The following is a 20,492-nucleotide window of genomic DNA, read 5'->3' as shown; positions in this document are numbered from 1 at the left end:
GATGATCTGCGCGAGCACAAGAAGCTCGCTCTACGCCAAGCCGCATGACCAGTTTCATGATCGCCCATTTTGCAGAACTTGACGCACACAACCTCTCTATACGGGGAGAAATGTCCGGCAGGACAATGAGGGCGGCGCCAGCCTGTCGGGTCAATATACAGGGGCATCAGACGCGACCGCGCCATCCCCGCCTCTTGATCCTCTCCGCCCCTTCGTCCATAAGCACGCCGTCGCAAGACTCGCCGCGCGTGGTTTCCAGCCGCGTGATTGGCTCCGAAAAGTCTGCAACTTTTCGGAATCGCGCTTATACGGCCCTCCACAAGCCATGAGGAACCCATGACCGCCTTCAAACAGCTCGTCTTTTCCGGGGTACAGCCGACCGGCAATCTGCATCTCGGCAACTATCTCGGCGCCATCAAGAAATTCGTCGCCCTGCAGGAAACGTCCGACTGCATCTATTGCGTCGTCGACCTGCATTCGCTGACGGCACAACTCGTCCATGACGACCTCGCCGACCAGACCCGCTCGATCACCGCGGCCTTCCTTGCCTCCGGCATCGACCCGAAGAAGCACATCGTCTTCAACCAGTCGCGGGTGATGCAGCATGCCGAGCTTGCCTGGATCTTCAACTGCGTGGCGCGCATCGGCTGGATGAACAAGATGACGCAGTTCAAGGACAAGGCCGGCAAGGACCGCGAAAATGCCTCGCTGGGCCTGCTAGCCTATCCCTCGCTGATGGCGGCCGACATCCTGCTCTACCGCGCCACCCATGTGCCGGTGGGCGAGGATCAAAAGCAACATCTGGAGCTGACCCGCGACATCGCGCAAAAGTTCAATAATGATTTTTCGAGCCGCATCGCCAGCCTTGGCGTCGGCGTCGAGATGCAGGTCGGCGAGGAGACGGTGAACGGTTTCTTCCCGATAACCGAACCGGTGATCGGCGGGCCGGCGGCGCGCATCATGAGCCTGCGCGACGGCTCCAAGAAGATGTCGAAGTCGGACCCGTCGGATCTGTCCCGCATCAATTTGACCGACGATGCCGACACCATCTCGAAGAAGATCCGCAAGGCCAAGACCGACCCGGAAGCGTTGCCAAGCGAAGTCGACGGCCTGGAAAGCCGCCCGGAAGCGGAAAACCTGGTCGGCATCTATGCAGGGCTGGCCGAGATGTCGAAGGCGGACGTGCTGAAGGAATTCGGCGGCCAGCAGTTTTCCGTGTTCAAGCCGGCGCTCGCCGACCTTGCTGTGGAAAAACTGGCGCCGATCGCCGGCGAGATGCGCCGTATCGAGGGCGACCGCGCCTATGTCGACGCGGTGCTGAGAGACGGCGGCGAACGCGCCGGCGCGCTGGCTGAGACCACCATGAAGACGGTACGCGACATTATAGGCCTGTTGCAGGGCTGATCCTACCGTAAGTGCACCGCACCATTCTGGCCCAAGGCCGGCGGCTTGCCGCCGGTCTGCGGCGGTGGCAGATTGCGGCCGAAAACATCGAGTAGATAGACATGGTCTCCAAACGCCTCAGTCGCGAAGCCGGCCATCGCAGGAAATTCCTGACGATCATCGACGACACGCCGGAGTGCGAGCGCGCCGTCGCCTACGCCTCCAAGCGGGCGCAGAGCACCAGCGGCACGCTGGTGCTGCTCTACATCATCACACCGGACGACTTTCAGCACTGGCTGGGCGTCGAGAAGATCATGCGCGAGGAAGCCAATGCCACGGCACGCGCGGCACTCGACGGCTACGCCAACAAGGTGCGCCAGAAGCTCGGCATCGAGCCCGAGATGGTAGTGCGCGAAGGCAAGCCTACCGAAGAGATCCACAAGCTGATCGAGGAAGATCAGGACATCGCCATCCTGGTGTTGGCGGCAGGTGCCGGCAAGGAAGGACCCGGGCCGCTGGTCGGGGCTGTTGCCGGCAAGGGCGCCGCCTTCCCTATTCCCGTCACAGTGGTGCCGCAGAACCTTTCCGACGAGGAGATCGACAGCCTCGCATAAAGAGTGATGCCGGAAAGTGTGAAGCGGTTTCGGATGGATTTTATAGCCCGCGCGGGATTCATTCCCAGCCAGCAAAACATTCCGCCAGCCAGCCATTTTGAGCGACGCGTTTCGCTTGAATGTCCAGCCGATTGAGCCTATTTAGAACCATTCCAAACTAGCTGCCCGACTGGGCACGGAGACGGCCATGTTCATCCAGACCGAATCGACGCCGAACCCGGCAACGCTGAAGTTCTTGCCCGGCAAGGAAGTCCTTGTTGAAGGCACCGCCGATTTCCGCGACGCCGACAGTGCAGCCAGCGCCTCGCCGCTGGCCGGCCGGCTGTTCGAGATCCCCGGCGTGACCGGCGTCTTCTTCGGCTATGACTTCATCACCGTGACCAAGGACGGCCCGGACTGGCAGCACCTGAAGCCGGCGATCCTGGGCGCCATCATGGAGCATTTCATGTCGGGCGCGCCCGTCATGGTCAACGCCGGCCCCGCCGCCGAGACCAGCCAGACCGGCGAATTCTACGACAAGGCCGATGAGCAACTGGTCATCACCATTAAGGAACTGCTCGACACCAGGGTGCGCCCGGCGGTTGCCCAAGATGGCGGCGACATCACCTTCCGCGGCTTCGAGAACGGCACCGTGTTCCTGCACATGAAGGGCGCCTGCGCCGGCTGCCCGTCCTCGACGGCGACGCTGAAGCACGGCATCCAGAACCTGCTCCGCCACTTCGTGCCGGAAGTACAGCAGGTCGAGCAGGTCTCCTAAGACCCCTTCACGCATTCGAGCGAGCAACAAAAAACCGGGCCAGATTGCCCGGTTTTCTGTTTTGGACGTCCGTTGTTGCCTAGACGGTCCGCGTACGAAGGGTAACGCCTATTTTGACCATGGTCTTCCCGAAAACCGGTTCCACTTTTCGCTTTCGTGGACCTCGGTTCCGGATCATGGTCCCTACATCACGATGACCTTGGCGCCGACCGACGTGCGGTCGTAGAGGTCGATGATGTCCTGGTTCATCAGCCGGATGCAGCCTGACGACATCGCCTTGCCGATCGAATTCCATTCCGGACTGCCGTGCAGGCGGTAGCCCATGTCGCCGCCCTTGTTGAACAGATACATGGCGCGCGCGCCGAGCGGGTTCTTCAAGCCCGGCTCCATGCCGCTCGCGAACTTCGCTAGCTCCGGCTGGCGCTGGATCATCTGCCGCGGCGGCGTCCAGGTCGGCCATTCGCGCTTCAGCGCGATATGGGCGGTGCCGTGCCATTCAAAGCCTTCGCGGCCGACGCCGATGCCGTAGCGGATCGCCCGGCCGTCGCCTTCGACGAAGTAGAGAAACTTGTTCTGGGTATCGACGACGATGGTGCCCGGCTTTTCCGAGGTGTCGTAGTTCACCTCTTGCCGGTGGTACTTCAGCGGCACCCTCTCGATCGGGATGCGCGGCAGTTGGTAGCCTGCATCGTTCACCGAACCGTAGTTGTTGGTGAACAGTTGCGAGCCGATCGTGCTGCAACCCGAGATCGCGGCCGACAACGCAAGTGCGGCGACGATTGCAAATGACTTCATGCGCATGAAATGGTCCGATGCCCCGCCAAGATGTCGCGACACGTTACGGCCGCTTTTCCTGAAACCATTCATGCTGGCATTTGCTTTGCTTGCCAAGCGCGCGATGCCTATATGCAGGAGCTTACGTGCCGGTAAGCCGTCAACTATGGCATTTCGGCAACAGGACTCACGGGATTGTGAAGGAAAAACAATGGTCGGTCCTGTCGGATAGCCTAGAATCAGGGAACCACATCGAGGAATCACAATGAATGTAGGCGACGCCGCGGCGCGGTCCGGCCTGCCGGCCAAGACCATCCGCTACTATGAAGAGATCGGCCTGATCGCCCCGGCGCGCGCCGGCAATGGCTATCGCGATTATTCCAGCGACGACATCCATCGGCTAGCCTTCCTGCGCCGCGCCCGCAACCTCGGCTTTTCAATCGACGATTGCCGCCAGCTGATGGCGCTCTACCGGGACCGCAGCCGCGCCAGCCACGATGTGCGCGAGATTGCCGCCGCCCATGTCAGCGCCATCGAGGAAAAGGTGCGCGAGCTGCAGTCGATGCGCACGACCTTGCAGACGCTGATCCAGGCCTGCCATGGTGACGACCGGCCGGATTGCCCGATTTTGGATGACATTGCGGGGGCTGCGCTACTCGAGAACAGGCCGGCTTCGGCCATATAGGTAGTATCTCGACTGACTAAAATACGGGAACGTCCAAGGGACAAGAACGGAACCAAAGCGGTTACATCAGACCTTTGCGTTCACGGCGCAAGACTTTAGTCCGGGCGCCTTATAGCTAAGAACGGAAGTTGATCGGCGGACGCAGGGGCGTTCCGGAGCAATACCAGACCGCGCCGATACAGATATGGTGCGATCGCGGAAGGCGCTCGGATCAAGTTGTAGCCTCAGTTCTGTCAACCGTATAATCGCCGCCATTCCCCTACGGCTGGGTAGCGCTCGTGAGCAGTGGGTCATCTAGCTCTGCCTTTGTCTTCAGGACGGCATCAACGAGGGAACCGAACTCCTCGACGCTGAATGTGCAACTATCCTGGACCGCTCCCATATGGCTGAGGCGGAAGCGTACGAATTTCCGGTTTTCGGCTGGGATGCGCTTCACCAGAAACATGAATGAATAGGGACCCGCGATCGCTGAGTACCGGCGCAACTCTTCGGTCGCGGGGAAAAGCCGGTTGATGAATCCCAAAAACCCCATGGTGTCTCCCCTCGTGCCAAGGACCGTGCTTCTTATCATTGCGAGAGAAAATTCGCCTATGGGTTTGTCAACCATACGATCGCCATGGTCACAGGCGATTATCCGGTTGACAAACCCAAAGTGATTACGTGGGGTAAGGGCATAGGAGATTTCCATGTCCGTTCTGTCCCGCCCCGAGTTCCACGACGAAGCCAAGGCTTTCGAGCATGTGGAAGGCATCTTGTGGCCGAATGGTCCGGTTTGCCCCAAGTGCGGCTCTGTTGATCGCCACTACGCATTGAAGGGCGTTCGCACCAAGCCGTCCAAGAAGAACCCCAATGGTGTCGAGCGTCACGGCCTGTACAAGTGCAGCGCTTGCCGCTCGCAGTTCACCGTCCGTATGGGTTCGATCTTTGAGGAAAGCCATATGCCGCTCACCAAGTGGCTTCAGGCTATCCACCTTATGTGTGCCTCTAAGAAGGGCATCAGCGCTCACCAGATGCACCGCATACTCGAATGCAAGTATGAGACCGCTTGGTTCCTGTGCCACCGCATTCGCCTTGCAATGGCATCTGGCGACTTCTCCCCGCTTGGCGGCAACGGCAAGACCGTAGAAGTTGACGAGACCTACATTGGCCGTCTCGCTAACGCTCCCGTCAAACGTGGCGGTGGCGCTCACAAGAACACGGTCGTTACGCTGGTAGAGCGTGGTGGCCGCGCCCGTTCCTTCCACGTCGATACGGCCCGCATGGGCAACGTCATGCCAATCGTTCGCGCCAACATCGCTCGCGAGAGCGCATTGATGAGCGACGAAAGCGGCATCTATCGCCGTGCCAGCCAGGATTTCGCCTCGCACGATGTCGTCACGCATTCCAAGGACGAGTACGTGCGCTACGAAGGCGAGAAGACCATCCACACGAACACCGTGGAAGGCTTCTATTCGATTTTCAAGCGCGGCATGAAAGGCGTCTATCAGCATTGCGGTGAGCAGCACTTGCACCGCTATCTGGGCAGAGTTCGACTTCCGTTATAGCAACCGCATTGCCTTGGGAGTTGATGACGGAACCCGCGCTTTTATCGCGCTCGTAGGTGCAAAAGGTAAGCGTTTAATGTATCGTCAGGAGGCATGAGATAACCTATCTAACAGTAGGTTCGCCTCATGGTTAGTACGAAGGCGTACGCGAGCAATGGCAGACAGGCCTTATGACAGAGAGCGCCTAAAGCACCTATTTCACTATGTGATATGGGGCGCTGGTGCTCGCGCTGGATTTGGCGCCACCAAGCTGTACAAGGTCGCGTGGTTCTCAGATGCCCGCAGTTTCGTGTTGACCGGCCAATCAATTACAGGCGCACCCTATATCCGCGAAAAGCACGGTCCTATCCCGCGCGATGGAATGTACGTGCGCAATGAACTGGTGGCGTTGCGCTTGGTAGAGCAGTGGCGAGGCACTGATGATGAGTGGGTCTTCAAGGGCCTTGTGCCGCCCCCGCGCAATGTCTTCCACCCCGACGAAACCAAGGAAATTGATTACTGGATTAAAGAGATTGACGGAAAGCACACGGCAAAATCAGTGAGCGAATATTCTCACGATTACGGGTGGGAAATCGCGAAGATGAAAGAGCCATTGCCGTTCCACTCTATCTTGGCTGGACGTGGCCGTGAGCCTAACGACGCTGAGACAACTCGGTTGCGCGCACGCGCTAGGGAACTGGGTTTGATGTAAATGAAGGATTGCCGCGAGGAAGACCGCGTGCGCCTCGCGAGAGATTTGGCCGAAGAAAAATGGTCAAGGGCTTTCGACGCTTGGGAAGACGTGACTTGGACCATTGTGCGTGACGAGAATTGCGGCAGTCCATTGAACGATACCGGCTCCATTCGAGGCTATGTGTTCGACGGAGCCCGCTCAATCGATATGCCTTCAATCGAAGTGATTTATGAGATCCACCCCAATCTAATCATCATCCACTATGCGGATTTTCGAGATGCCCCATACGGACAAGCCGGAAGAGCCTAAGCAGCAAATCGACAAATTCCGAGATGCCGCTCGGAAGCTAAAGGGCGATCCATCCGACGCCACTTTTGAAGCTGCCGTGGGAAGGTAGCCCGCGCTCCGAAGCTCTCAGCGGAGCAAATAAAGGCACTGGTTCGGAGACACCGTGAAAAGCCGAAAAAGATTGGCGCCTAGCCTCCTTGTCGCAAAGTTCGACGCTTTTCCTTAAATTTCTCAAACTGGCGTTCGGCGTGAGCCTGTGCCTTCTCACGTTTGACGCTTCCAAGGTGCGTTAGAAGCGGACGATTGTTGAACTTAATAAACCCGTTCATTCTCTCTTCTGCTTCAGCCATCATGACAAGCCGTCCGATGTCTACCTGATCCTCGAAATAGTCGAGAAGCATTGTTGTCAGCCGGTTTTTCTCCCTGATCTCCGCGCCAGCTAGAAAATTGTTAGCGATCCAAACATCATTTTTCCGGATGTTTTCATTTGCCCAGGTTGTAAGGCCCATGTTTTCCGCATCGGCATTGGCCCGCTCCAAAATCAACTCCGGGCCGGTCTTAGACGCGACCGCCCACAAGAGCTTGTTCTGCATCCCCGCATAGAAGTTTCGCCACTCCTCGGATTGCGGGTCATAGTCTTGGCACATTGCGCAGATGCTACGAACTTCCCGATATAGGTTTGCCTCCGAAGATCGGATGTCTCGTATGGTCTCCTTTAGCTCTTTTAGATGGTCGCGGCTCTCTGGGTTCTTCATCCTAGCGACGTCAATGGACCATCCTTTCAAGAGGATTTCCTTTAAACGCTCGGTCGCCCATATCCTGAATTGAGTGGCCTGTTTCGAATTAACGCGGTAGCCAACCGAGATGATGACATCGAGGCTGTAGAGAGCGACCGGTTTGGTGGCACCAGCAATTTGCGTTTTCTGCAAATTGCCCTCTTCAACCAATTCACCCTCTTCAAAAACGTTCGTGATATGGCGCGATATGGTCGAGACCGTCTTCCCGAATAACTGACCTATTTGGGCCTGTGTCATCCAAAGTGTTTCGCCCGCATATCGAATATCGATCTTGATGCCCTTGTCGGTCCCATAGACAAGCAACCTGTCTTCAGTGGTTTCGCTGCCGCTCAATTGTGCTAGCCGCTCTAGTTCTCGTTCAAATCCGTCTTCGCGCTTAATGGCCATTAGCCGCTCCGATTCGCTGATTCATACAATTAGCATGCACTGATACCAGTGCGCGAATACGGCTTGCGATGATCCCACAGTGATTATTTCGTGATCTTGGAAGGGGAGCCATTCCCCTACGGCTGGGTAGCTTTCGGAAATTGCGCACGGTATGTTTCGCGTTCCATAGATTCTTTGAGGCGCTCCGTGCCACTTCCGATGTTTCTTTTTGCTGCAACGCCAGTCATGATATTTATATATTTCAGTCTTTTAGATATCAGAGCAAATAGGTGGAAAAAGACCGATAGAAAAGCCCTGCTATACGTCTATATAGCACTTCATCTCGCCGTAATTATTGGAATAATTGTATCCTTTTTTGAGTTATATATTAAAGATTGATAGCAGGGCCTGAATTCTCCCCTGCGCCGGCCTGTCAGGCATATAATCCTATTTCACTTTGGGTTTGTCAACGACATAATCGCCTGGTCACACAGGGTTCAAACCGTGAACAAAATCTGGCATGGTGGGTGCCATGCCGATCATTTCGCCGATTCCCCTCAATCCCCTCATCGACGGCCGCCAGTCCGAACGCGCCATGCTGGTGCGGCGCGGCGTGCAGAGGCTGTTGATGCAAATGGGCATGCATGTGCTGCCCGAACTGTCGCTGGCCACCGGGCGGCGCGCCGACCTTGTGGCGCTGACCCGGCAGGGCGATATCTGGATCATCGAGGTCAAATCCTCGATCGAGGATTTCCGCGTCGACCGCAAATGGCCTGACTACCGGCTGCACTCCGACCGCTTCTTCTTCGCCACCCATCCGGGCGTGCCATCGGAGATCTTCCCCGAGGAATGCGGCTTCATCCTCTCCGACGGCTACGGCGCCGAGATTCTGCGCGATGCGCCCGAGCACCGGATGGCGGCGGCAACGCGCAAGGCGCTGATGCTGCGCATCGCACGGGCGGGTGCGGCGCGGCTGCTGGCGGCGGAACTGGCGGGTGTGGCGGTGCCGGCGCTGGCGGGAGAGAGCGAGTAGACGAAGCTCAAGTTCCTCGCCCCGCTTTGCGGGGGCGAGGAACCCAAGAACACCTACTCCACCACCTCCTCCACCCCTGCCGCCGGCGCCATCAGGAGCACGGCGGCACCCAGCAGCGCTGCAACGAAGGACCCCGCCAGGATGCCGACCTTGACGGCGTCCTGCAGCGCCATGTCGTTGGCGAAGGCGAGCAGGCCGATGAACAGGCTCATGGTGAAGCCGATGCCGCAGAGCAGCGAAATGCCGATCATGTGCAGCCAGCCGGCATTGACCGGCAGGTCGGCGAAGCCGAGCCGGATCGCCAGCGCCGAGGAGCCGAAGACGCCGGCCAGCTTGCCCAGCACCAGGCCGGCGGCAACGCCGAGCGTCAGCGGCTCGACCAGGGCAGAGGCGCTGAGGCCGGCCAGCGACACGCCGGCATTGGCAAAGCCGAAAATCGGGATGACGAAGAACGGCACGATCTTGTGCAGGCCGTGCTCCAACCGGTGCAGCGGCGAATGGTCGAGATCGTGCCCGCTGCCGGGAGAAGTTTTCAGCGGAATGGTGAGCGCCAGCGCCACGCCGGCCAGCGTCGCATGCACACCCGATTTCAGCACGAGCACCCACAGCACGGCGCCGAGCACGAGGTAAGGCGTCAGCCTCGTCACCCGCATGCGGTTGAGCACGATGAGCACCGCGATGACGGCGAAGGCCGCACCGAGATAGGCCAGCGACAGGCCGCTTGTGTAGAAGATGGCGATGATGATGACGGCGCCGAGATCGTCGATGATGGCGAGCGCGGTGAGAAATATCTTGAGCGACGCCGGCACGCGGTTGCCGAGCAGCGACAGTACGCCGAGCGCAAAGGCGATATCGGTGGCGGTCGGGATCGCCCAGCCGGAGAGCGCGGCGGCGTTGTTGCGGTTGATGGCGACATAGACCAGCGCGGGAACCAGCATGCCGCCGGCGGCGGCGACGCCCGGCAGCACGCGGCGCGGCCAGGTCGAGAGCTGACCGTCGAGCATCTCGCGCTTGATCTCGAGGCCGACCAGCAGGAAGAACACCGCCATCAGCCCATCATTGATCCAGTGCGACACGCTGAGCGGGCCGAGATAGGCGTGGAGAGCGGCGAAATAGGTTTCGGCCAATGGTGAATTGGCGACGATCAGCGCAAGGGCTGCCGCAACCATCAGGATGATGCCGCCCGCCGCCTCGCCATCGAGGAATTCGCGAAGGATGGATTTCGGCTGCTTGTCGCGCATCTGTGCTCCGTTGCCGGGTTTTCCGGCGGCGTTATTGCCGATGATGGGCAAAGGTCGATGGCACGGCAAGCGCAACTGTTTCCAGCGTTGGCGCCGCCCCTCATTGTCCTGCCGGACGTTCGTCATTCGAAAAGCCAAGCAGTTGGCTTTTCGTCCGCTTCGCGGACCATTCCTCAACTCCCCACATAGCGACGGGGAGAAAGAGGCAGCTTCAGCCTCGCCGTCGTCTCCTGCAACGCCGGCGATTGGCGAAACCGGCGATGAGAGCGCCCCTCTCCCCCGTCTCTATACGGGGAGAGGATGCCGGCAGGCAGGTGAGGGGCAGCGCTGAGGTTCGGCAATTGGCCGCCGGCGCCACCGGCGCGTGAACCTCAGCGTGGTGCGCGCTTGGCGAGTATGCGCTGCAGCGTGCGGCGATGCATGTTGAGCCGGCGCGCGGTTTCCGACACGTTGCGGTCGCACATTTCGTAGACGCGCTGGATGTGTTCCCAGCGCACGCGGTCGGCCGACATCGGATTTTCCGGGGGGGCGGCGCGCTCGCCGGCGGTGCGGGTGAGCGCTGCAAACACGTCGTCGGCGTCAGCCGGCTTCGACAGATAGTCGATGGCGCCGAGCTTCACCGCGGTCACCGCGGTGGCAATGTTGCCGTAGCCGGTGAGGATGACGGTGCGGGCATCGTCGCGCTTCTCGCGGATGGCGGCGACGACGTCGAGGCCGTTGCCGTCGCCAAGCCGCATGTCGACCACCGCATAGGCCGGCGGGTGGGCGCGCGCCTTGGCCACTGCCTCCTCGACGCTCTCGGCCGTCTCGACCACGAAACCCCTGGTTTCCATGGCGCGGGCCAGCCGCGTCAGGAACGGCTTGTCGTCGTCGACGATGAGCAGCGAGGTGTCCTCGCCTTCGACCATTGCGCCAATTGCTTCTTCGCCAGTCATTATCTCAAAAAATCCTGCTGCCTTAATTTTACGCAGATATAGTTCCTGAACGCCATTGTCCAATTTTGCCGCCTCCGCCAAGGCTTTTACGCGGTGTCGAACATCGAGATCCCCACCGATTCCGGGTTGAGGAAGACCGTGCGCGGCCACGATATCTGCACGATCGCGCCTTCGCCCAGTCCGCTCGAATTGCGGAAATCGAGCGTGGCGCCGGAGCGTTCGAGCAAGGTCTTGGCGATGAACAGCCCGAGACCCAGGCCACCGCCGGCCTCGTTGCCCTGGCGTGTCGACATATAGGGCTCGCCGATGCGATCGATGATTTCGGGCGGAAAGCCCGGCCCGTCGTCGATGATCGAGAAGGTGACGTCGAGCTCGTCCCAGCTCCAGCGCACGGTGACGGTCTTGCGGGCGAAGTCGACGGCGTTCTCGACCAGATTGCCGAGGCCGTAGATGACGCCGGGGTTGCGCCGTCCCACCGGTTCGGGGCCGACGCGCTCGCCCGGCCGAAGCTTGATCGAGATGCCGAAATCGCGGTGCGGCGCCGTCACCTCCTCGACCAGCGAGGTCAGCGGCAGACGCGACAGATGCGCCTCGCCCTCGGAGGACAGGCTGGTCAGCCGCTTCAGGATCTCGCGGCAGCGCTCGCTCTGCGACCGCAACAGCTTCACATCCTCACCATATTTCGGATCGTTACCCAGCGCCTTCTCCATTTCCTTGGAGACAAGGGCGATGGTGGCGAGCGGCGTGCCGAGTTCGTGCGCGGCGGCGGCGGCGAGGCCATCGAGCGCCGACAGATGCTGCTCGCGCTGCAACACCAGTTCGGTGGCGGCAAGCGCATTGGCGAGCAGGCGAGCTTCCTCGGCGACGCGGAAGGCATAGATGGCGGTGAAGGCGATCGAGGAAAACACCGCCATCCATATCCCGGCGACATAGATGAACGGCATGGGCAGCGGCGCGCCCTCATACCATGGCAGCGGCTGGTGGAAGAAGACCAGCAACGTGGCCGCCGCCATGACCAGCGCGCCGAGCACCGCAGTCAGCCGGAGCGGCAGCGACGCCGCCGAGATGACGACGGGCACGGTCATCAGCACCGAGAACGGGTTGGTGAGGCCGCCGGTCAAATAGAGCAGGCCGGCAAGCTGCAGGCTGTCGAAGGTCAGGATGAAAAAGGCTGAGAACGGGGTCAGCCGGTGCGCTGCCGGATAGCGGAAGGTCAGCACCAGGTTGAGCCAGGCCGAGCAGGCGACCAGCGCGAAGCAGAGGCTGACCGGCAGCGGGAATTTGAGCCCATAGGCGACGACCAGCACCGTCAGGCTCTGGCCGACAATGGCCAGCCAGCGCAGCCGGATCAGCGTGTTGAGGCGCAGCCGCTGGCTTTGCTGGAAGTCTGGCGCGTGCAGGATGTTGATCATGGCCAAGGATTATAGCCGGGAAAGGACGAGCGCTAGGTCCCTCGCGGTTTGGCGCGGGCGGTGGCCGCAGCGAGCAGCGGATTTTCCGGCCAGACATGGCGGGGATAGCGGCCGCGCATGTCGGTGCGCACATCGGCCCAGGAGCCGCGCCAGAAGCCGGGCAAGTCACGCGTCGTCTGGATCGGCCGGTGCGCCGGCGACAACAGCTCAAGCGTTAGCGGCACGGTGCCGTTGGCGATTGCCGGATGGCGGTCAAGGCCGAACAGTTCCTGCACGCGGATCGCCAGCACCGGCCATTCGCCGTCATAGCGGATCGGCACATGGCTGCCGGACGGCGCGTCGAAATGGGTCGGCGCCAGTGTGCCGATCTTGCGCTGCAAATCATGCGGCACCAGCGCCATCAGGCCTGACGACAGCACGCCGGGTTCGATGGCGGCGAAGGACGCCTTGCCCGACAGGAACGGCAGCAGCCAGTCGTCGAGGCGTTCGAGCAGGGCGGCTTCCGAAACATCGGGCCAAGGCGCGCCGAGGCCGCGATGCAGCCAGCCAAGCCGTTGGCGCAGCGTCTCGCCGTCCTTGCCCCATTCCAGCAGCGACAGGCCGTGCTCGCGCAAGGCATCCAGGATGGCGCGGTCGGCGTCTGTTCCAGTTGGTGCGGGCAGCATGCGCTCCGACAAAGTGATGGCGCCGAGCCTGGCGGTCTCGCGCACGCGCACCGCGCGCCGCTCGCGGTCGAAGCTTGTCTCGCGGCGAGTCTCGATCCTGTCGGAGAGTGCGGCGCGGATGTCGGCCTCGTCGACGGCTGCCGCCGCCGTGATGCGGGCATTTTGCGCCTTGCCTTGCAGATCGGCGACGACCAGCCAGGTCTCACCGGCCAGCGGATCGGCGGCGTCGAGCATGGCGCCGGAGCCGTTGGCGAGCACGAAACGCCCGCGCTCGCCGCGCGCTCTGGCGACACGGTCCGGCCAGGCGTGGATGAGGAGAAGACCGGCAGAAGCGGTTTCGCTGCTCTTGGCGCCGCCCGCCTGCTTCGCCAATCGCCCGGCAAGCTGCCTTGCCGCAACGGCGCGCGGTGACTTTTCCGTGCGGAAGCGCATCAGGCGCCGTTCGAGGTCGGCGCCGTCGCCGCCAAGGCCACGCTCGGTGAGCAGGACGGCTAGCATCGCAGCTTCGAGCGCGTGGCCGCCGCCAGCGGCTTCAGCGACCATGTGTGCGAGCCGCACGGGCAGCGCCAGCTTGCGCATCGCGCCGCCTGCCTCCGTCAGCCGTCCGGCCGCGTCGATGGCGTGCAGCGCCGTGAGCAGCGCCCGCGCCTCGTTAAGCGCGGGAATGGGCGGCGGATCGAGGAAGGAGAGACTTGCGGGATCGGCGACGCCGAAGGCGGCGCAATCGAGCAGCAACCCGGACAGATCGGCTTCCAGAATCTCGGGCGGGGTGAACGCGGGAAGGGCCGCCGTCTGCTCGGCCCGCCACAGCCGAATGGCGACACCTGGCTGCGTGCGTCCGGCGCGACCGGCGCGTTGATCGGCCGACGCCCTGGAAACACGCACCGTCTCCAGCCGGGTCAGGCCGCTCGCCGGCTCGTAGCGCGGCAGCCGCGACAGGCCGGAATCGATGACGACGCGCACGCCGTCGATGGTAATCGAGGTCTCGGCGATCGACGTCGCCAGCACCACCTTGCGGCGACCGGGCGGCGCCGGCTTGATCGCGGCGTCCTGCGCCGTGTTGTCGAGCTGGCCGTAGAGCGGCACGATGTCGGTGTCGGCGCCGAGGCGGCCCTGCAGCCGCTCGGCGGTGCGCTCGATCTCGCGCTGGCCGGGCAGGAAGGCGAGCACGCTGCCGCTCTCCTCGGCAAGGGTGGAGCGGATAGCCTTGGCCATGGCGTCTTCGACGGGAACGCCGGCCGGCCGTTCGTCGTATCTGACATCGACGGGGAACGCACGGCCTTGGCTTTCGATCACCGGGGCGCCGGACAGGAGTTTCGCGACGCGCGCGCCATCGAGCGTTGCCGACATCACCAGCAGCCGCAAATCCGGCCGCAGCGCGCCCTGCACGTCGAGCGCCAGCGCCAGGCCGAAATCGCCGTCGAGCGAGCGCTCGTGGAATTCGTCGAAAATCACCGCCGAGACGCCGGGCAACTCCGGATCGTCGAGGATCATGCGCGCCAGCACGCCTTCGGTAACGACGAGAATTCTGGTCCGTGCCGACGTGCGGTTTTCCATGCGCAGGGCATAGCCGACGGTGGCGCCGGGCTCTTCGCCAAGCAATTCCGCCATGCGGCGGGCGGCGGCGCGGGCGGCGAGGCGGCGCGGTTCGAGCAGGACGATCTTGCCGGCGACCAGCCAGGGCGCATCGAGCAGCGCCAGCGGCACCAGCGTCGTCTTGCCGGCGCCGGGCGGCGCCACCAGGACGGCGCTGTTGCCGGAGCCGAGCGCCTGGCTCAGGGCCGGCAGCACGGCGGATACCGGAAGCTCCGGCAAGGATCTCGTCGTCATTGCGTCCGCATATCAGCGGTCACTATGGCCATGCAACCGGATCAAAGCCTCGTGCGCGCAAACGGGTTCCAGCGCACCGTGCCCAGCCGCACCTCCTCGCGCACCATGGTGAGCAGGCCGGACGCGCCAACGACGGCCAAGCCGACCAGCGATATCCAGTCCGGATACTCCTGGAAGAACAACGCACCGAGGATCACCGCCCAGACGATCTGCGAATAATGCGTCGGCGCGATGCGGTTGGCCGGTGCGTGTTTGGCGGCCAGCAGCTGCAGCAATTGGCCGCCGGCGGTAAAGGCGCCGCCCAGCACCAGCCACAGCAGCTGCATGGCGTTGGGGAGGGTGAACGATGTGGCGATGGTGCCGGCCCCGTTGAACAGCAGCCCGTAACCGATGAGCACGCCGAGCATGGTGGTGCGCTTTTCCTGCTGGGCGAGCGACCGCATCAGGATGACGCTCGCCGCGGCAAGGAAGGCCACCGTGAAGGCGGCAAGGTGTCCGAGATGCAACTCGCGAAAACCTGGCCGCACCACCAGCATGACACCTGCAAAGCCGGCAACCACCGCCAGCCAGCGCCATGGACCGACCTTTTCTTTCAGGATGACGGTCGAGAGAATGGTAACGCAAAGCGGCGCCAGGAAGATCAGTGCATAGGTCTCGGCCAGCGGAATGGTGGTGAAGGCGTAGACGCTGAGCACGCCCGAGGCGATGCCGGCCCAGGCGCGGGCCTGCACCGCCCATGGCCGCCCGGTGCGCCAGAAGTCGCGCCAGCGCTCATCGACTGGGCGGCTGAAAAACAGGAAGCAGCCGGCAAACAGCGTGATGAAGAAGCCGATCTCGAAGACGGTGAACTGTCCGCCAAGGCTCTTGATAACGGCATCGCTGCACGAATAGCTTGCATAGGCGATGAGGGCGAGCAGGATTCCGTTCGTCACGTTTTTCCATTTCCGGGGAGAGTGCAGTGAAGGTATTGGCGCTCGGCGCGCATCCCGACGACATCGAGATATTCATGTTCGGTACGCTGGCTGCCTATGCCACGCAAGGCGCAGAACTGACTTTTGCCGTGGCCACGGATGGCGCCAGGGGCGGCATGGGCGACCCGAGCGTTTTGGCTCGTGTCCGCCGCGACGAGGCGGCGGCCGCTGCGGCGCTGCTCGGCGCAACCCTTCGCTTTCTCGACTTTCCCGACGGCGAACTGGTGGCTGATGCGGCACTGATCGCTTCGCTGAAAGCGCTGATACGCGAGACCGCGGCGGATCTGGTTATCACGCATGCCCCCAACGACTATCACGCCGACCATCGTGCTTTGTCGGACGGCGTGCGCATCGCGGCCTCGTTCGGCGTCCCCGTGCTGCATGCCGACACGATGGGCGGCACCGGCTTTGCGCCGACGCATTACGTCGACATTTCCGCCTACGGCGATATCAAGACGCAGGCGATCCGAGCGCACCAGTCGCAGTGGCCGGAGCAATATGTCGACAGAGCGCGCGTCCAGAATGAGTTTCGCGCCGGGCAATGCAACAGCGTTCCCGGCTCCCTGGCCGAGGCCTTCCGATTCGAGCCGACATTTCCCTTCGCCGACATCCGCGCGCTGCTGCCGCCCGCGCCCCCTGTTCGGCCGGTGACGCCGCAGACGAAAATTATAGGCGACCCCGGCTAAGCAACTTCCGGGCGAGCCGTCCGGCAATCATTTCCCAACGATTTCAATCGCCGTTTCGCCATGTTGCGGCGCAGCGACGAATTCGCTTGCCTTGTTTAGTAAAAATTGCATCACTAAACAAATTACTAAACATCTGCGGCGCACCGCGCCGCCCTGGCGACGCATAGCGCGCCGTGTTTAGCCCCTCGGAGGAGCGAGGGTTGAGGGGTTCTTGAAACGGCCATCCGGGCGCGTTTCGCAAATGGGAGGAAGGCATGAAATCGAGCTTGAAACTGGCGTTGGGGCTGGCCTCGGCGATTACCGCGTCGACAGCCGTCTCGAACGCGGCGCACGCTGAAGACCTGACGCTTTGCTGGGCCGCCTGGGATCCGGCAAACGCGCTGGTCGAACTGTCCAAGGATTTTACCAAGGAAACCGGCATCGGCATGAAATTCGAATTCGTGCCGTGGACCAACTATGCCGACCGCTTCCTCAACGAGCTCAACTCGCACGGCAAACTTTGCGACCTGATCATCGGCGACAGCCAGTGGATCGGCGGCTCGGCCGAGAACGGCCACTACGTCAAGCTGAACGACTTCTTCGACAAGGAGAAGATCAGCATGGACGACTTCGTGCCGGCAACAGTCGTCGGCTATTCCGAATGGCCGAAGAACACGCCGAACTACTGGGCGCTGCCGGCCATGGGCGACGTCGTCGGCTGGACCTACCGCAAGGACTGGTTCTCCAAGCCGGAACTGCAGAAGGAATTCAAGGAAAAATATGGTTGGGACCTCGGCCCACCGACCACCTTCGACCAGCTGAAGCAGGTCGCCGAGTTCTTCCAGAAGCGCGAGATCGACGGCAAGACCGTCTATGGCGCTTCGATCTACACCGAGCGTGGCTCGGAAGGCATCACCATGGGCGCCATGGACGTGCTCTACAGCTACGGCTTCCAGTATGAAAACCCCAAGAAGCCCTACGAGATGGAAGGCTTCGTCAATTCGCCAGACGCGGTCAAAGGCCTGGAGTTCTACAAGTCGCTCTACGATTGCTGCACGCCTCCGGGTGCCTCGAACAGCTATATGGGCGAAGGCGTCGACGCCTTCAAATCCGGTCAGGTGGCCATGCACATGAACTTCGCCTTCACCTGGCCCGGCCTGCAGAAGGACGAGAATGTCGGCGGTGACAAGATCGGCTACTTCGTCAATCCGAAGGGTCCCGGCGGCGCCCAGTTTGCGCAGCTTGGCGGCCAGGGCATTTCGGTCGTGTCCTATTCAGACAAGCAGGAATCGGCGCTGAAGTACATCAAGTGGTTCGCCAACAAGGATGTGCAGGCCAAATGGTGGTCGCTCGGTGGCTATTCCTGCCTGAACGCGGTGGTCAAGGACCCGGCCTTCCCGTCCAGCCAGCCCTATGCACAGACCTTCCTCGACTCGATGGCGATCGTGAAGGACTTCTGGGCCGAGCCGAGCTACGCACCGCTGCTGCAGGCGTCGCAGAAGCGCTTCCACGACTATGTCGTTGCCGGCCAGGGTTCGGCCAAGGACGCGCTTGACGGCCTGGTCAAGGACTGGACGCAAGTGTTCCAGGACGACGGCAAGATGTAACCGGACCAACGGCTCCTCCCGAGCCTGACCCCAGAGGCGGATGATTTTCAGGCCGAATCGATCAGAAATCATCCGCCTCAGGGCTAAAAAGAGAGAGAGCATGATGTCGTCCGAAAACCGCTTCACACTTTTCGGCATCATGCTCTTGGTCCCGTGCTGCCCTTGGCACGGGACGCAGTTCAGATAAATTCCAGTGTCGAGACTTGACGTGACCGAAGCAGGACTCACCATGCTCAATCGGACTGCGGAGAACGTTGCCCGGGCGACCCCGGAGCCGTTGGCCCGCAAGGTCCGGGGGATCAGCGACAAGGGCCTCGCCTGGCTGTTCATCTCGCCGACGATCCTGTTGCTCTTGGCCATCAACATCTTCCCGCTGTTCTGGGCGATCTACCTGTCCTTCACCAACTTCCGCGCGAACCGCCCGAACGAGGTGGTGAAAAACCTCGGCTTCGCCAACTACCAGCGCATCCTCGGCGACCAGGACATCTGGATCGCCATGCAGACGACGGCGCATTTCGTGTTCTGGACGATCCTGCTGCAGACGCTGATCGGTTTCACGCTGGCATGGCTGATCGACAGGAAGTTTCGCGGCCACGCCTTCTGGACGACCATCATCCTGGTGCCGATGATGCTGTCGCCGGCGGTGGTCGGCAATTTCTGGCGTTTCCTCTACGAGCCGCAGATCGGCCTGTTCGCCTACGCCATCTCGTTCGTCACCCGGATACCACCGACCGACATCCAGATGCTGTCCAACGTGTCGCTGGCGCCGTGGTCGATCATCATCGTCGACACCTGGATGTGGACGCCCTATGTCATGCTGATCTGTCTCGCCGGCCTGCGCTCCATCCCCGAATACATCTATGAAGCCGCCGAGGTCGACCGCGCGTCCAACTGGCGGCAGTTCTGGTCGATCACGCTGCCCATGGCGCTGCCCTTCATCATGCTGGCGGTCCTGTTTCGCGGCATCGAGAACTTCAAGATGTTCGACATGGTCAACCTGCTGACCGGTGGCGGGCCGGGCTCGACCACCGAGGTCGCCTCGATCACGCTGAAGCGGCAGGCCTTCGAGAGCTGGCGCACCGGATATTCCTCGGCCTTCGCCATCATCCTGTTCGTCGCGGTGTTTGGGCTGGCCAACATCTACGTCAAGGCGCTGAACAAGGTGAAGCAGAGATGAGCCTGACCACCGCCCACTCCGTCGTCGCCCCCTCGGCCAATTCGAAGCGGATCGCCGGCACGATCATCGTGCTCTACGCGCTGATCTCGATCGTGCCGCTGCTGTGGATCTTCGCCACCAGCTTCAAGACGCCGCCGGATTCGATCGCCTATCCGCCCAAGATTCTGTTCCAGCCGAGCATCGAGGGCTATTGCAACCTGTTCACGACGCGCACCAGGCAAACGCCCGACTACATCAACTCGCTCGGACCCGCGACCGGTTTCTGCGACGAGACCTCGCGCAAGCGCAACATGGTGATTGCCGGCCCGTCCAATTTCCTGCCGCGCTTCGTCAATTCGCTGATAATCGCCTTCGGCTCGACCTTCTGCGCGGTCTTCCTCGGCACGCTCTCGGCCTACGGTTTCTCGCGCTTCAAGGTGCCGCTGGCCGACGACCTTCTGTTCTTCATCCTGTCGACGCGCTTCATGCCGCCGATCGCGGTCGCGATTCCCATCTACCTGATGTACCGCGAGCTCGGCCTGTCCGACACCGCGCTGGGCATGATCCTGCTCTACACGGCGGTAAACGTGTCGCTGGCGGTGTGGCTGCTGAAAGGCTTCATCGACGAGATCCCGCGCGAGTATGAGGAAGCGGCGATGATCGACGGCTACACCAGGCTGCAGGCCTTCTGGCGCACCGTGCTGCCGCAAGCCACCACCGGCATCGCCGCGACCGCCATCTTCTGCCTGATCTTCGCCTGGAACGAATATGCCTTCGCGGCACTGCTCACCTCCGGCACGGCGCAAACCGCACCGCCCTTCATCCCGACTATCATCGGCGAAGGCGGCCAGGACTGGCCGGCGGTGGCGGCCGGCACGACGATCTTCCTGGTGCCGATCCTGGTCTTCACCATCCTGCTTCGCAAACAATTGCTGCGCGGCATCACCTTCGGCGCGGTACGCAAATGATTGGTGTGTCAAGTCGACCCCCACTCCGTACAGCATACGCGGACACCAAAAACCCCAAAGCCCCGGAAGCGCCAAGACTGCAAAATGATTAAGGCCCGCAGACATACACTCCCAACCGCGGGGGGTGG

Annotated in this window: 19 protein-coding genes and 1 pseudogene; 12 read left to right on the top strand and 8 right to left on the bottom strand. The window is 61.8% G+C overall.

Annotated features, from left to right (window positions below):
* Positions 1 to 336 precede the first annotated feature (336 nt).
* The 3 genes from trpS to NKI15_RS31285 all read left to right on the top strand — a co-directional run bounded on the left by trpS (position 337) and on the right by NKI15_RS31285 (position 2,754).
* Positions 337 to 1,404, top strand: coding sequence for a tryptophan--tRNA ligase (trpS, locus tag NKI15_RS31295; RefSeq protein WP_352514575.1), 1,068 nt, complete (start codon positions 337 to 339; stop codon positions 1,402 to 1,404).
* 101 nt (positions 1,405 to 1,505) lie between these two features.
* A complete protein-coding gene (locus tag NKI15_RS31290; RefSeq protein ID WP_023672856.1) occupies positions 1,506 to 1,997 on the top strand; it encodes a universal stress protein in 492 nt (163 codons plus the stop codon).
* Between the two features lie 187 nt (positions 1,998 to 2,184).
* Complete coding sequence (locus NKI15_RS31285) at positions 2,185 to 2,754, top strand: NifU family protein (RefSeq protein ID WP_023685140.1); 570 nt, start codon at positions 2,185 to 2,187, stop codon at positions 2,752 to 2,754.
* A 183-nt stretch (positions 2,755 to 2,937) separates the two neighbouring features.
* Here NKI15_RS31285 and NKI15_RS31280 read toward each other — a convergent pair whose 3' ends face one another.
* The gene (locus NKI15_RS31280; protein WP_023692663.1) at positions 2,938 to 3,555 is read right to left on the bottom strand and encodes a L,D-transpeptidase; all 618 of its coding nucleotides are present in this window, start codon (positions 3,553 to 3,555) and stop codon (positions 2,938 to 2,940) included.
* A 238-nt stretch (positions 3,556 to 3,793) separates the two neighbouring features.
* Between NKI15_RS31280 and cueR the strand changes: the two genes are divergently transcribed.
* Positions 3,794 to 4,213, top strand: coding sequence for a Cu(I)-responsive transcriptional regulator (cueR, locus tag NKI15_RS31275; RefSeq protein WP_023703112.1), 420 nt, complete (start codon positions 3,794 to 3,796; stop codon positions 4,211 to 4,213).
* 259 nt (positions 4,214 to 4,472) lie between these two features.
* Here the strand turns inward: cueR and NKI15_RS31270 are convergent, their stop codons facing one another.
* Entirely contained in the window at positions 4,473 to 4,901 is a 429-nt protein-coding gene (locus NKI15_RS31270) for a hypothetical protein (protein ID WP_023703553.1), read from the bottom strand.
* Between NKI15_RS31270 and NKI15_RS31265 the strand changes: the two are divergent.
* From NKI15_RS31265 to NKI15_RS31255, 3 genes and pseudogenes are all read left to right on the top strand, one after another.
* Positions 4,900 to 5,854, top strand: a pseudogene (locus tag NKI15_RS31265) (IS1595 family transposase). The gene NKI15_RS31270 and the pseudogene NKI15_RS31265 sit on opposite strands and share 2 nt — an antisense overlap.
* A gap of 57 nt (positions 5,855 to 5,911) precedes the next feature.
* Positions 5,912 to 6,448, top strand: a complete 537-nt coding sequence (locus NKI15_RS31260) for a Panacea domain-containing protein (RefSeq protein WP_023703554.1) — start codon at positions 5,912 to 5,914, stop codon at positions 6,446 to 6,448.
* Entirely contained in the window at positions 6,449 to 6,739 is a 291-nt protein-coding gene (locus NKI15_RS31255; protein WP_156932586.1) for a hypothetical protein, read from the top strand.
* A gap of 167 nt (positions 6,740 to 6,906) precedes the next feature.
* On the opposite strand, the gene rhuM is transcribed toward NKI15_RS31255, so the two are convergent.
* Positions 6,907 to 7,902: a RhuM family protein gene (gene rhuM / locus NKI15_RS31250; protein ID WP_023703556.1), complete on the bottom strand. Its 996-nt coding sequence runs from the start codon at positions 7,900 to 7,902 to the stop codon at positions 6,907 to 6,909.
* Positions 7,903 to 8,413: 511 nt separating this feature from the next.
* Between rhuM and NKI15_RS31245 the strand changes: the two genes are divergently transcribed.
* Positions 8,414 to 8,914 (top strand): MmcB family DNA repair protein, encoded by a 501-nt coding sequence (locus NKI15_RS31245; RefSeq protein WP_023692665.1) that lies wholly within the window; start codon positions 8,414 to 8,416, stop codon positions 8,912 to 8,914.
* 53 nt (positions 8,915 to 8,967) lie between these two features.
* Here the strand turns inward: NKI15_RS31245 and nhaA are convergent, their stop codons facing one another.
* The 5 genes from nhaA to NKI15_RS31220 all read right to left on the bottom strand — a co-directional run bounded on the left by nhaA (position 8,968) and on the right by NKI15_RS31220 (position 15,929).
* Positions 8,968 to 10,155 carry a Na+/H+ antiporter NhaA gene (gene nhaA / locus NKI15_RS31240; RefSeq protein WP_023732524.1) on the bottom strand — a complete coding sequence of 396 codons (1,188 nt, stop codon included), beginning with the start codon at positions 10,153 to 10,155 and terminating at the stop codon, positions 8,968 to 8,970.
* Positions 10,156 to 10,526: 371 nt separating this feature from the next.
* On the bottom strand, positions 10,527 to 11,090 hold the full coding sequence (locus NKI15_RS31235; protein WP_023672848.1) for an ActR/PrrA/RegA family redox response regulator transcription factor: 564 nt from the start codon (positions 11,088 to 11,090) through the stop codon (positions 10,527 to 10,529).
* 86 nt (positions 11,091 to 11,176) lie between these two features.
* Positions 11,177 to 12,502, bottom strand: coding sequence for an ActS/PrrB/RegB family redox-sensitive histidine kinase (locus NKI15_RS31230; protein ID WP_023685147.1), 1,326 nt, complete (start codon positions 12,500 to 12,502; stop codon positions 11,177 to 11,179).
* A gap of 32 nt (positions 12,503 to 12,534) precedes the next feature.
* Entirely contained in the window at positions 12,535 to 14,997 is a 2,463-nt protein-coding gene (hrpB, locus tag NKI15_RS31225; RefSeq protein WP_023745214.1) for an ATP-dependent helicase HrpB, read from the bottom strand.
* Between the two features lie 41 nt (positions 14,998 to 15,038).
* Positions 15,039 to 15,929, bottom strand: coding sequence for a DMT family transporter (locus NKI15_RS31220; protein WP_023684199.1), 891 nt, complete (start codon positions 15,927 to 15,929; stop codon positions 15,039 to 15,041).
* 26 nt (positions 15,930 to 15,955) lie between these two features.
* Between NKI15_RS31220 and NKI15_RS31215 the strand changes: the two genes are divergently transcribed.
* The 4 genes from NKI15_RS31215 (at position 15,956) to NKI15_RS31200 (ending at position 20,364) form a co-directional block, all read left to right on the top strand.
* Entirely contained in the window at positions 15,956 to 16,654 is a 699-nt protein-coding gene (locus tag NKI15_RS31215) for a PIG-L deacetylase family protein (RefSeq protein WP_023715560.1), read from the top strand.
* A 254-nt stretch (positions 16,655 to 16,908) separates the two neighbouring features.
* Positions 16,909 to 18,240, top strand: coding sequence for an ABC transporter substrate-binding protein (locus tag NKI15_RS31210; RefSeq protein WP_023684201.1), 1,332 nt, complete (start codon positions 16,909 to 16,911; stop codon positions 18,238 to 18,240).
* Positions 18,241 to 18,469: 229 nt separating this feature from the next.
* Entirely contained in the window at positions 18,470 to 19,417 is a 948-nt protein-coding gene (locus tag NKI15_RS31205; protein WP_031198535.1) for a carbohydrate ABC transporter permease, read from the top strand.
* Positions 19,414 to 20,364, top strand: a complete 951-nt coding sequence (locus NKI15_RS31200; protein WP_023694180.1) for a carbohydrate ABC transporter permease — start codon at positions 19,414 to 19,416, stop codon at positions 20,362 to 20,364. Before NKI15_RS31205 ends, NKI15_RS31200 begins: the two co-directional genes overlap by 4 nt.
* Positions 20,365 to 20,492 lie beyond the last annotated feature (128 nt).

Origin of the sequence: Mesorhizobium sp. M0862 (genome assembly GCF_040319795.1) — a bacterium.
Taxonomy (GTDB): Bacteria; Pseudomonadota; Alphaproteobacteria; order Rhizobiales; family Rhizobiaceae; genus Mesorhizobium.
Note: the sequence above shows the minus strand (reverse complement) of the source record. Positions and strands in the feature narration are given on the sequence as shown.